A 14,498-nucleotide genomic window follows, 5' to 3' on the forward strand; every position below is an offset into this window, starting at 1 on the left:
GGGGAGGCGCACTGCATTAACTCTGTTGTACGTGCAGACCGTGTTGCACCAGAACGTCTCCCAGGGTGTTCGAGGTATCCATTGACGCGTTGTGATAAACGTCGAAGGTCAGGCCATCCACCGTGCGTTGCCCGGTTTCGTTCCATGCGCCGTCGGTGCCCATTTGCAGATTGACCAGACTGCCCTCGCCCCCTTTGATGATCACTTCATCGGTCGGGTTATCCTTCACGTTCAGCGCCTCATGCAGGTTCAGGGAAATGCTGTTGGTGCCGGAATTGCCCAGGTCGAAGATGTCGATATGCTCGACTTTCAGCCCGAGTACGGTCAGATCCAGATGCTGATTGGTGCCCGCCAGCAGTAAGGTATCGACACCGGTGCCGCCGTCGATTTGCGAGAAATCGAGGGTATGAACCGAGATGGTGTCGTCACCCGCGCCGCCGATGGCCACCCCGTCAGTTGCCGTCAGGTCGATGGTGATACCGCCAATGGAGAACGCCGTGTCCGCGTGCGCGGTAGTGTCCGCCGTGGTGGTGTCGTGCGTGGTGGTGGTTGAAGCACTGGTATCAGTTGTCACCAGCGGATCCGTCAGCGTGCTGGCGGCGTGCGTCACTGAGGTATCCGTAGTTGTACTGGTATCGGTGGTGTGAACCGCCGCCAGCGTATGGGTATCGTCCACTGACAGCGACTGAACCTGCGCAACGTTGGCGTCCGCCGGCAATGTTGAACCTACCGTCAGCCCGACGTGCGCATCGAATCCGTTACCGGCCGCATCGACCGCTTTCAGTTCAACCACCGCGCCGAGCAGTGCGTTCAGTAAGCCAATCACGCCGTAACTGCTCAGCAGTGCACTGGAAAGTTTCACTGTCCACGAACCGTCCGCCTGCACGGTTCCCGCCAGCGTATTGCCCAGCAGCGTGACGCTGACCAGACCACCTTGCGCGATGTTGCGGCTGGTCCCGCTCAGGGTCAGACCCTGACCACCCAGAATGCCGCCTACCACACCGAGCGTCAGTCCGAGAACCGGGTTCAGTGCCACCTGCGGAAGTGCATGCGTCAGTACGCTCAGCGGGTTAGACACAATCGCGGTATTACCCACAAGATCCGCAACCGAGACGGAAACCTGCGTTGAACCATCCGCCAGCCCTTTCAGTTCTGCTGAGGTGAACGGCACACTCCATGCACCGTTAGTGATGGTGCCGGTGTGTGTCACGCCACCAATACTGACCGATACCGTGCCGTTGAGCAGGTTTGAAGTCCCGGTAATGTTGGTGTTAGCGCCCGCTTCGGCAGCATTCAGGTAACCGTCGCCGCCAAACAGTGAGCCGAGTGACAGCGTTGGCAGGGTGTGAATACCGACCGTTGCCGTTGCGCTGCCGCTGGTTGAATGGCCGGCGGCGTTAGTGATTGACGCACCGACATTCAGCGTGCCGTCGAGCAGGCTTGCCAGCGTCAGCTGCGGAACAGCGACGCTGAAGGTGCCATCCGCTTTTACCAGCGCCGTCAGGGTATTGCCGCCGACGTTCAGGGTTACGGTCGATCCCTGCGCGTTAGTGGTGGTACCGCTGATGGTCTGCGTGAGCAGCGCATCTGCCGCGTTCAGCAGGCCATCACCAAACAGCGGATTCAGCGTAATGGTTGGCAGCGACTGCGACACGACGTTCAGCAGGTTGGTGACGGACGCCGTGTTACCGGAGCCATCCACCAGGCTGGCGACCACCGACTGTGTGCCGTTGAGAATGGCGCCCAGATCGGTCACCGGCACGGTCACGCTGAACACGCCGCCGACACCCACATTGGCAAGGTAGTTTTTGCCATTCAGGGAAATCTGCACTTGTGTGCCCTGCGCGACATTAGTCGCGATACCGCTGATGGTCTGGCCGGTCAGCAGGTCAACCACGTTCAGTACGCCATCGCCAAAGACCGGATTCAGGACAATCGACGGCAGATTGTGGATACCGACATTCAGCCCCACGGTATTCGACGCCGTGTTACCCACTTCATCGGTCACGCTGGTGACGATGGTCAGATTGCCGTCAAGCAATCCGGCCAGTTGCAGCGGCGTCAGTGACGCAGAGAATTTGCCGTCACTGCCGACGGTTGCCGTCAGGTTGATCAGGCCGCCGCCGACGTTAATGTTGACCGTTTCGCCGACATGCCCGTTGGTGACCGTACCGCTGATGGTTTGCGTCAGCAGTGCTTCCGCCGCGTTCAGGATGCCGTCTGCCCCGAAAACAGGATCCAGCACAATTTTCGGTACTGCGTTGATGATGGAAGTCAGCGTGCTGCTGCTGGTGCTGGTATTACCGCCAGCATCGGTAACAGAAACCACGACCGGGAAGGTGCCGTCGCCCAGCGCTTTCAGGTCACCCGGTTGCAGGGTGATACTGAATGCGCCAGTACCGTCGGTCGCGCCGAGGAAGGTTTTCCCGCCCAGCGAGACCTGCACCTGCGTCCCCGCCGCGACGCCGCCAACGGTACCGCCAATCACCTGCGTGGTCAGCGCGTCAGCCGCATTCAGCAAGCCGTCGCCCAGTACCGAGGTGAGATTAATCACCGGTTGGACCAGATCCAGCACCGCGTTCGCCGCCGCACTGCCGACGTTACCGGCAGCATCTGCTACCGTCACGCTGACTGCTGCGGTCGTGCCACTCAGTAAGCCGAGGACGGACGGCGGGACGGTGACCAGGAAATGCCCCGTCGCATCCACTACGCCATTAATGGTTTGTGTCCCAACCTGCACCGCAATGGCTGTACCCGCCGCCACATTGGAAACAGTACCGCTGATTGTCTGATTAACCAGCAGATCGGCGATATTCAGCACGCCGTCGCCAAACACAGTGTTGAGCACCACCTGCGGCAGATTGTGGATGGCAATCCCCACCGGAATAGTGGTGGAAGAGGTGTTACCTGCCGGATCTGTCAGGGTGATACCCAGATTCAGATTGCCATCAAGCAGCGCGCCCAGATCGCCCGGCTGGATCTGGATGTTCCAGGTGCCCGCCGTCACGGTAGTGTTGTAGGTTTTTCCGCCGAGGGTCACGGTCACAAGAGTACCGTCAACAGCCGTCGCGACGCCGCCGATAGTTTGCGCCAGCAGAGATTCCGCCGCATTCAGCAGGCCGTTGCCTCCAAAGATAGGATCCAGATTGCCCAGCACCGGCAAGGTTTTCAGCACATCAAGATTAAGTGCTTCAACCTTGGTGTTACCCGCCGCATCGGTCAGGGTCAGATCGATAACCTGCGCGCCATCGGTCAGTGCGCCGAGCACGGCTGCCGGTATGGTCATCGACCACAACCCGTTAGCGCCCACAACTGCCGACAGCGGCGTGCCGTCAATCACCGTCGAGATAACTGACCCGACACCCGCACCAATCGCCGTGCCGCTGATGGTTTGTGCTACCTGAGATTCTGCGAGATTGAGGAAACCGTCGGTCAGCCCCAGTCCGCTGGCCACGTTCAGGTCCAGCAATTTGTTGAAGAAGATATCCAGACCGGTACTGACGCTGGTGGTGTTACCCGCCTGATCCGTTACCGTCGCCGCCAGTGTCAGTGTGCCGTCGTTAAGCAGCAGCAACTGCGCTGGCGTCAGGTTGAGCGACCATGCCCCGCCCGGCTGGATCAGCGCCGTACCGATGGATGCACCGCCCAGCGTGACGTTGACGGTCTGACCGTCAGCGCCGCTGGACGTCCCGCCGACCAGTACGTTGAGCAGCGATTCCGCCAGGTTAATGACGTTATTACCGGCGACCACATCCAGCGCCAGCAACGGCGCGGTGGTATCGACGGTGATCGGATGCGGTGTCGCACTCCCTGTATTCCCTGCGGCATCTGTCAGCGTTGCAGTAATAGTGTTGTTACCGACGCCTTGTGGTAATGCCTGCAAATCGGCTGCCGGTACACTGACTGACCAGGTGCCGCCCGTCTGCACAATTGCCGTGTAGTTTTTACCGTTAAGCGTGACGGTCACCACACCACCGACGTCGTTATTGTTGTTGTCTGCCACCGACCCCGAAATGGTTTGAGCCGTTTTCGATTCGGTATTGTTGAGCGTGTCATCGACAGCAAAAGTGTTGATGGTCAGCACTGGCGCAGTGAGATCCACCAGCACGTTGCTGGTCGCACTGGTCGGTGGAGTTAAGGTGGTCGCGGTTATAACCGTGGTGCCGCCATTGGTAAAGTCACTGGCGGGTACTGCAATTGACCAGACACCGCCGGTCACCGTGGCAATATGCGGATCTCCCCCGACGGTAACGGTGACCAAAGTGGTATCCGGGACATTGAGCACCTTACCGGACACCGTAATAGTGGTCGGGCTGCCGTCCGCCACATTAAGAATGTTGTCGCCGGTCACCGGATCGATGCTCAGCGTTGGGGTTACCGGTAGTGTCAGATCTACAGTAATAGCCTGAGGCGCCAGCAGATTTGCCGTGTTACCCGCCAGATCATTAACAGTTGCCGTGATCGTATCCGTACTGTCGAGCGTTGCCAGTTCAGCAGGGGTAAAGGTGGCACTCCAGGTGCCATCGCCCTGCACGGTAGCCTGATGACTTATGCCCCCAACTGAAACCGTCACCTGCTGTCCGGCCTGCACATTCACTGTCGAACCGGTGATGGTTTGCGGATTCTGGCTTTCGGCATAGGTCAGGTCAAAACCAGCACCGGCGAATGACGTTACCGCCACGGCCGGAAGCTGGGTGACGGCAATGCCGATATCGGTTGAAGCCGAACCGGTATTACCGCCACCGTCCGTCACCGTGACAGAGATTTGCTGTGCGCCCTGCGGCAAATCGGCGATTTCACCCGAGTTCAGAGAAACCGTCCAGTTACCGTTCGCATCCACCGTCGCGCCCGGAATAGGGATCCCCCCGACAAGCACCACCACACTTTGTCCGGTGCCAGTCAGTCCCGTCGTCCCGCTGAGAACTATTGGCGTTGTGGCAGCCGCTGCAGCTTCGGCAGCACTCAGATAACCATCGCCAAACGGCGTATTGATGGTGACATCCGGCACGGTGAGATAGCTGGTGAATGGCAATGTCGCTGGCGTGGTGTTGCCTGCAGCATCCGTCACCGTCACGTTGATATCGTGCGTGCCACTGCCCAGAGAGTTCAGCACGCCCGCAGGCAGGCTGACCGCCCAGTCGCCTGTCGTCGGATCGACGGTTGCGGTATAGGTGGTGCCGCCTACGTCGATGGTCAGTTTCACGTTCTGGTTGTCGCCGGTAATACCGGTATTCCCGGTGATGACATTCACACCCGCGGCTTCGGCAATATTCAGACTACCGTCAAGGAAAGGTTCATTGATAACAGGTACCGGCCCGGACAGATGTGAAGTGAAGCTGATGGTCGTATCGTTATGGTTACCAACAGAATCGGTCGCCGTGACGGTAATGTCGTGGGACGCCGTCAATGTCCCCAGCGATGCCAGCTGCACTGGCGTCAGGTTCAGGGTCCAGTTTCCGGTATCCGGATCGACGGCTGCCGCAAACGGACTGCCGGTCATGCCCGCGATCGCCACGCTGACGGTTTGTCCTGTGCCCGTTACGCCGGTGGAACCGGTGAGCGTCTGGCCGCCAACAGCCGCAGATTCGGCAATGTTCAGCGTACCGTCACCGAATGGCAGATCAATCGTCGGTTGAGGAATGTTATTGATCCGCACATCAACCGATGCCGTCAGCGGCGAGGTGTTGCCCGCACTGTCGGTCACGGTCACGACGACCGGCCATGTGCCATCCTGCAAGCCCAGCAACTGTGCTGGCGTCAGGGTAACCGTCCAGGTTCCGGCAGCAGAATCCACCACCACCGGCACTGCGTTACCGTTAATGACCACAGTGACGGTTTGACCCGGCGAGGTGATACCGGTGGTACCGGTAATGCTGCCGCCCGCGGTCGCTTCATCCAGATTCAGGATGCCGTCACCGAATGGCACGTTAATGCCAGCCTGCGGCAGAACCTGCGTCACCGACGTGAAATCAAGGGTACCGGCCGCACTGGTATTCCCTGCGCTGTCGGTTGCCGTCACGCTGATGGTATGCGTGTCATCCGCCAGCCCCTGAAGCACGCCGGAAGGCACGGTCGCCGTCCAGGTGCCGTCATTGGCGACGGTGGCCAGCACCGGCGTGCCATCAACAGTCACCAGAACGGTCTGACCCGCGCCGGTAATGCCGGTGGTACCGGTAATCAGCTGATTACCCGCCGCTTCGGTGGCGTTAAGCACGCCATCCACGAACGGGGTATTGATGGTCGGTAAAGGCAGCGCAGACAGTTCGATATCCAGACTTGCGCTGGAAGACGCCGGGTTACCGGCCACATCTTCTGCCGTCACGGTCACCTGTACGATACCGGTAGTCAGCCCGCTGAGCAGATTTGGCGCAACGATGGCAGTCCAGCCGAGTCCGTCAGGGTTCACCGTACCGGAAATCGGATCCGCCAGCCCCGGCACCGTAACCTGCACGACAGTTCCCGGCGCCAGACCTGAACTGCTTCCGCTCAGGTTAAAACCATTGGCCGCTTCAGTGATGTTCAAAATACCGTCGCCGGCAATCACGCCAATGGTCAGCGTTGGTAATGCGTGCGAGGAGAGCGTGAAATCAGCCGAAGTAGTGAGGTTGTTCCCGGCTGAATCGGTCACGCTGACGCCGATGGTCTTAGTGCCATCGGTGGTGATGGCCTGCACATCCACGCCCGGAATGGTCAGGCTCCAGACGCCAGTACCGTCGGCGATGGTGGTGTAATCTTTTCCGTTGAGCGTGACGGTCACGGTCAGGTTTGGATCCGTGGTGCCACTGACCGGAATACCCAGCGCCGCTTCTGCCAGATTGATGATGTCATCACCGCCGGTATCCACGGTCACAGTCAGTATCGGCGCAGTTGTATCAACAGCCACGTCATGCGTTGCAGTGGCGACGTTTTGCGCCACATCATCCGCAGTCGCGGTGAAGGTATTGTTGCCCGCCGGCATTGCCTGAACCTGCGCCGCCGTCATCGGGAAGCTCCAGCTGCCGTCGGCCTGCACGGTAGCGGTATAGGTCGCCGTGTAGGCTTCGCCGGTAATAACCACCGTCACCGTACCGCCCACAGGAACGTGGGTGGAGGTGCCGCTGACGGTCATCCCCTGATTGTGCTCAATGATATTGATGTAATCATCGCCAGAAATGGCGTTGATGCTCAGCGTTGGCAGGTCGCCCGGCTGGGCAATCACGGTGGCGTTATGCGACGCTGACGCCGGGTTACCGGCCAGATCAGCTGAGGTCGCTGTTACGGTAATTGGCCCGTCGGACAAGGTAGCCAGATCCGCCAGCGGCACGGTTGCCGTCCAGTCGCCATTCGCACCGACGAGGGCGTTGTAGTTTTTGCCGTTAAAGCTCACCACCACCGTCTGTCCGACTTCGAGATTGGTGGATGTCCCGGTGATCGGGATATCGGCGCCTTTCTCTGCCGCATTAATGTAATCATCTTCCGACACCGCCGTGATGGTCAGCGTTGGCAAGTCAGCCGCCGCTGCATCCACGGTGAAGGTATGAGTGCCAGTGGTGGTGTTACCGGCCGCATCGGTGATGGTCGCTGACAGCGTGTAAGTGGTATCAGCCAGCGCCTGCACCACAGAACTTGGCAGCGTGAAGCTCCAGGTGCCGTCCGGCTGGACGACTGCGGTATACGTCACGTTGTTGAAGCTCAGCACCACAGAAACGGTTTGTCCTGCATCCGGGATATCGGATGTGCCGCTGATCACCACCGGCTGCAAGGTTTCAGCAGCATTAATGATGTCGTCGGTCGCCACCGGATCAAAGCTCAGCGTTGGCAGCGTGTAATCCACGGTGATGGCGCTGCTGGCCGTGCCCGTGTTTCCGGCGCTGTCGGTCGCCGTGACCACAATGTTTTGCGGGCCTTCGGTAATTAACTGCAAATCGGCCGCACTGATATTAACCGTCCAGATACCGGCCGCATCGACAGTCGCCGTATGATCCACGCCGCCGATATTTACAACGACGGACTGACCTGCACCTGTGACGCCGGTGGTGCCGGTAAGCGTCTGATCGGTGTCTGCTTCGCGCTGATTGAGGAAAGTATCGCCAAATGGCGTTTCGATGGTCGGTACTGGCGGATTCGCGGCGACTACGGTGAACGTTTCCGGAACGGTCGTGGTATTACCCGCCAGGTCAGACAGCGTCGCAGTCAGTGTATAGCTGCCGTCTGCCAGACCGGCCAGCGCGCCCGCCGGAACGTTGGTTGACCAGGAGCCATCGCCCTGAACGGTTGCCTGATAGGTCTGACCGTTAAATTGCAGCGTGACTATCTGACCGGCATCCGCCACATCGGCAGTACCCGACAGCTCGATGACGCCAGCCACTTCCTGCGCATTGATCACGTTGTCTGTCGCGACCGGGTTGAGCGTCAGCGTTGGTGATGTGAAATCGACATTCACAGAACCGGTGATGGTGCCGGGGTTACCCGCGGCGTCGGTGACGTTAACCACAACCGGCGTCGGGCCTTCTGCCGAACCGGTTAATGTGCCAGCCGGTACGGTGACTGTCCAGGTACCGTCAGTCGCTACGGTACCTGTCAGGGTATTGCCGCCAATCACCACGGTCACTGTCTGACCGTCGCCGGTCAGCCCGGTAGAACCGGTCAGAGTCTGTGTTGCAGCCGCTTCGTCGGTGCCTAACTGACCATCGCCAAACGGCGGATTCAGGGTCGGTACCGGCGGTTGGGTATAAATACCAATATCCTGCTGCGTGGTCACCGCGCCAAGGTCGGTTGAAATCGTGGTGGCAATCACATGGCTGGTGCCATCGGCCAGACTACTGAGATCATTCGCCGGGATCGGCACAGTCCAGTTACCTTGCGCGTCGGTCGTAGTGGTGTAGGTTTTCCCACCCAGACTGACTGTCACGGTCGTGCCCTGTGGAACATTGGATGTCGAACCACTGATGTTTACACCCGCCGCTGCTTCCGCCACGTTGATATTGTTGTCACCGGCGATGGTATCGATAGAAATACCACCAAGCGTTGAGTTGACGGTAATCGCATCGCTGCCCTGCGCCGGGTTACCAGCCACATCCGTCACGGTGGCGTTGATCGTCGCCGGACCGTCGCCGAGTGTTTGCAAATCGACAGCCGGAACAGAAACACTCCATGCGCCGCTGGCCTGCACGGTCGCGGTGTACTGAAGTGTGCCGAGTGTGATGAGGACGGTTTGTCCCGCTTCCACATTCGTGGTGGTGCCGCTTATCACCTGCGCGGTCTGCTGCTCTGCGCCATCGAGCGTGTTGTCACCTGCAAATGCGGAGACAGTCAGCGTTGGCAGTAAGGCCGGATCCGCTTTTACAGTGACCGGTGCGGTCGCCGTGCCTGCGTTGCCTGCGGCATCGGTGACTGTCGCTGTCAGGGTGTACGTTCCGTTCGCCACGTTTGTCAGTGCATCGGCCGGAATGTTGACCGTCCAGCCGCCACCTGCCGCGACCGTGCCGGTATAAGTGTGCCCGCCAAGCGCGATGGTGACGGTATCGCCCGCCTCACCCGCGCCCGCCGTACCGCTGACCGGAATGATCGCCCCGGCTTCGGCCGCATTGATGGTACCGTCGCCCGCAACCGGAGTAGTGATGGTGACTACTGGCGCGACGGTATCCACTGATACCGGCACAGAAATGTTGCTGGTGTTGCCAGCCGCATCCGTCACCGCCACCTGGACGGCAGTCGGGCCTTGTCCGAGGGTCGTCAGTACCGATGACGGCACGGAAACCGAGAACGAACCGTCGGCGGCGACAACAGCGGTGTAATCCTGCCCGCCAAAGGTCACAACCGCCGTCTGACCACTGCCGGAAACACCGGTATTCCCGGTCAGAGTCTGGCTGACACCGGCTTCGGCGGCATTAAGAATGCTGTCGCCAAACGGCGTATCGAGTGTGACATTGGGCAGATTGTTAATGATGACATTCAGCACATCGCTGCCGGTGACCGTTTGCCCGACGGCATCAGTCGCGCTGACGGTGATGGTATGTTCACCGTCACTCAGCGTAGCCAGATCTGCCGCAGAAACCTGTGTGCTCCAGCCGCCGCCCACGCCGACTGTTGCGGTATAGGTTTTGCCATTAAGGATAATCGTCACCACACCGTTGACCGGCACGTTAGCCGAGGTGCCGCTGATGGTGACGCCCGCTGCCGCTTCCTGGGCATTCAGCTGGTTATCGCCGGTGACCGGATCCACAGACAGGCCGCTTAGCGTGTTATCTACGGTAAAGGATTCGCTGCCGGTGGCCTGATTTCCGGCCTTATCCAGTACGGCGACGTCAATTTGCAGTGTGCCGTTGGTCAGTGCGCCCAATGCGGAAGACGGAATGCTGACGCTCCAGCTGCCATCGGCCTGCACGGTCGCGTTGTAAACCACGCTGTTAAGGGTAATATTGACGACCTGCCCGGCTTCGACATGCGTCGTCGTCCCGCTGAGGGTCTGAGCCGTTTGCTGCTCTGCGCCATCGAGAATATTGTCACCAGCAAAGGCGTTCAGGGTGATGGTCGGCGCTGACGCAGGATCGGCTGCCAGCTGAACATTTGAAGTAATCGTGGTGCTGTTACCCGCCGCATCCGCAAGCTGCACGGTGACAGGATATTGCCCGTCCGCCACGCCCGCCAGGGCGCCAGCCGGAACAGTCACCGTCCACTGCCCGTTTGCCGCCACAATGCCGGTGTAAGGCTGGCCGTTTATCGTCACCGTGACGGTGTTGCCGGCCTCGGTAATCGACGCAGTACCGGTCACGGCAATATCAGCCGCCGCTTCGGCGTTATTGATATAACCATCGCCGGAAATCGGATTGATGGTCAGGGTTGGCGCGGTTAAATCGACAGTGGCAGTACCGTTAAGCGTCGCGGTGTTGCCCGCGCTGTCAGTCACATTCACCACAATCGCATTATTGCCTGCGGGTAGTGCCTGCAAATCAGCAGAAGGCAGGCTCACCGACCATGCACCAGCACCATCCACCGTGGCGTTATAGGTATGGCCGCCAATCGTTACAGTGACTGTCTGACCATCACCGGCTTTGCCAGTGGTACCGCTCAGGGTTTCAGCCGTTGCCGCTTCGGCAATATTCAGATAGCCGTCGCCAAATGGCGTGTTAAGGGTTGGCACGGGTGCCTGATTATCCAGCCCGACAGAGATGCTGTTATTCAGCGTGGTGCCATCCAGCGCTTCCACGCTGGCAGAAAGCGGCAGACCCGCCGGATCGGCACCCAGAGATTGCAGATCTGCTGATGACAGCGCCAGAGACCATTTGCCGTCTGGCTGAACCAGCGCCAGGCGGATCAGCGAACCGAAAGTCACCGTCACCAGCGCAAACGGCGCGACGCCCAGCGTGGTGCCGGTGATCAAAATACCGTCATTGGTTTCAGTCACGTTGATGACGTTGTCGCCGGTCACCGGATCAATCGCGATACCTTCCTGCGAGGCATCCACGTTAAAGGTGTCAGTGCCCGGCGCGGCTTCGTTCCCGGCTTTATCAGACACAGTAGCCGTAATGGTTTGCGGGCCGTTAGCCAGCACAATCATATCCGCCGCAGGAACAATCACGCTCCAGTTTCCGCCGGTCCCCACGGTCGCCGTATAGGTATGGCCGTTCAGGGTGATGGTGACAATTTGCCCAACTTCAACGCGCGTCGTGGTACCGCTCAACGTTTGTGCGGTCTGGCGTTCAGCACCATCGACAATATTATCTGACGCGAAAGTATTCACCGTGATCAGCGGCGGAAGAGCCGGGTCGGAAGCGACGTGAATAGTACTGGTATTGGTGGTGGCGTTACCCGCGGCATCCGTCAGCGTCGCAGTGACCGTCACATCCTGACTGAGATTGCTCAGGGAACCGGCCGGAATGTTCACGCTCCAGCTGCCATCCGGCTGAACAATCGCGCCCGTATAATCAACGCCGTTAATGGTCACGACAACCGGACGACCGGCTTCGGATACCGACGCCGTACCCGTGAGGGTCATTTGTGATGCGGCTTCCGCCACGCTGATATACCCGTCGCCTTCCAGCGGATTGACCGTCAGGGTTGGCGCGATGGTATCCACAGTCACCGGCGTGGTAATGGTGTTGTGGTTGCCCGCCGGATCCGTCACGGTGACCACGATATTATTGCTGCCCTGCGGCAAAGTGCCGAGCACGGATGGCGGAACCTGGACGGTAAACGTGCCGTCCGACGCTACGGTGCCGGTTATTTGCTGGCCGCCAATGGTGACGGTCACCGTCTGGCCGTCGCCGGTCAGACCGGTGTGGCCGGTCAGCGTCTGGCTGGTGGTGGATTCGCTGGCATCCAGCGTATTGTCGCCACCGAATACCGGATCAAGGGTCGGCGGAACACCGTGAATAGCGACAATCAGATCCGTCGTCTGGCTGATGGTATTGCCCTGAGAATCCACCATGCTGACCGTCACGGTTGTCGAACCGTCAGTCAGGGCCTGCAAATCAGCCGGGGAAAGGGTCAGGCTCCATCCGCCACCCGCCGTGGTGGTGGTGTTATACACCGTGCTGCCCACGGTGACGGTAATTGGTGTGCCCACGGGCACATTGGACGTCGTGCCGGTGATCACCAGCGCGCTTTGTGCTTCGCTGGCATTGAGCTGCCCGTCACCGGAAATCGGATTAACGGTCAGAACGCCCGCGCTGTCACTGATGACAAAACTTTCCGGCGTGGACGTCGAGTTACCGGCCGCATCGGTCAGGGAAGCCGTCAGCTGGTAATTACCCTCTGCCAGCGCAGAAACGACACTGGCCGGGATGGTCACAGACCAGACGCCGTCCGCACCGACGGTCGCGCTGTAATGCACGCCGTTAAGTACCACATCCACCGACCGGCCCGCTTCAGAAACGGATGCCGTACCGGTGAGCGTCAGAGGTTGCTGATGCTCATTGGCATCAATCACATTGTCGCCGTCGATGGGATCAACGGTCAGCGTTGGCGGCGTGGTATCCACCACCACGGTCACGCTTTTAGTGACGGTTTCGCCCGACGTATTGGTCAGGGTAACGGAAATAACATAAGTCCCGTCGGCCAGTGTTTGCAGTTCGCTGGCAGACAGCGGAACGTTCCAGTTACCGCTGCCATCCACCGTCGTGGTGAAGGTTTTGCCGTTGATGGTCAGCACAATGGTGCTGCCTGCGGCGGCGTTGGTTGAGCTACCGCTGAAAGTCTGAGTGCTTTGTACAGCAGACTGGTTGACGATATTTTCATTGGCAAAGGCTGCCAGCGTCAGGGTTGGTGCTGCTCCGCCGACAGTGCCGCCCCCCGTGTTCCCACCGCCGGTATTACCACCACCGGTATTACCGCCACCGGTATTTTCCCCACCCGTATTGCCTCCGCCGGTATTGCCGCCACCCGTATTGCCTCCGCCGGTATTGCCGCCACCGGTGTTCCCACCGCCGTCGCTGCCGCCGTTGTTACTGCTGCTGCCACCGCCGCCGCCACCGCCACTCCCTGCCGCAATGGCAATACCGGCACCGAGCGCAAGCACGCCCAGCACGGCACCTAAAACAGCGGGATCAAAATTAGAGGAGTCGAGGACCAGGGCACCGACGTCAGGAATGGTTTCATACGCGGGAACAACCGGTACGGCGGCTGCCGTCGCGCCGGTATCGACAAACGCGGCATGTTCGATCGGGTGTACGCCGTCGTCAAAAATCAGTTCGCTGTGGTGCCCTTTGCCGTCGGTATCAAAGAAGCTGTGGTAGCGGACTGTGCGGCCATCTTTCATGTGGATGACCAGATCGTTGCCGACACGCTCATAGCTGGTGACGGCGTCGCGCGTCGCGTGGACGCGTACGATACTGATTTGATTGAGGGTTACGTCCTGGCTGGCGTTTGAGACCTGAGAAACTACTGCGCCATTTGTACGAGAAAGAATATCAATAACAACGCTACCGTTCTGAGCCATGTTGTACCCCTGTTACACCAGTTGTTGCCCACACACGCTAAATACCGCTCTCTCCTTTTTAAGGAAAAAGCGGCGTGTCGTGATGTGAAGACCATTAATAAAAAATGGGTATACTTCCAACTGGTGTCAGGGAATGACATAGACTACAAATCGAACAAATAAAAGCGTCGTGAATACATTAAGATATTTTTTATGACTTTAATGATTCATTGTTTCGGTAGTTTTTTGCCCGAAACTCCATAAGTTATATGCATGATTTGGGATAAGTGCTATAAAAAAACAAAATCATCAGGACAAGAAAATTTCATTAAAGAATCACAAAACTTACGTTTGACGAGGATTGAAATGTCATCTAGCTTACTGAGAATTAAAACAAATCGATAAAAAACAACATATTATTAACTTTTACGCAAAGAGTAAGCCAGATCATTATTAATGAAATCAAGCATTAGCCCGCTGAAACACCCATCAAAATGACTTACCAATTGTGTGATCGTGTTTTAGATTTTTTATCGCTAATGTATTGCCCTGAGAAATAATTAAGACTTTGTGCAATCACAGTAACTTATGCTTTCTGATA

General features: G+C 58.6%; 1 protein-coding gene. It reads right to left on the reverse strand.

The window, feature by feature from the left end; translation table 11 throughout:
- Positions 1-16 precede the first annotated feature (16 nt).
- Complete coding sequence (locus ACM615_RS02475; RefSeq protein WP_431011387.1) at positions 17-13,918, reverse strand: Ig-like domain-containing protein; 13,902 nt, start codon at positions 13,916-13,918, stop codon at positions 17-19.
- Between the last annotated feature and the right edge of the window lie 580 nt (positions 13,919-14,498).

Origin of the sequence: Rahnella sp. PAMC25617 (assembly GCF_050606005.1) — a bacterium.
Taxonomy (GTDB): Bacteria; Pseudomonadota; Gammaproteobacteria; order Enterobacterales; family Enterobacteriaceae; genus Rahnella; species Rahnella variigena.

Excerpts from the sequence above, each read along its gene's own strand:
- ACM615_RS02475 (WP_431011387.1), bottom strand. The coding sequence starts at position 13,918 with ATGGCTCAGAACGGTAGCGTTGTTATTGATATTCTTTCTCGTACAAAT.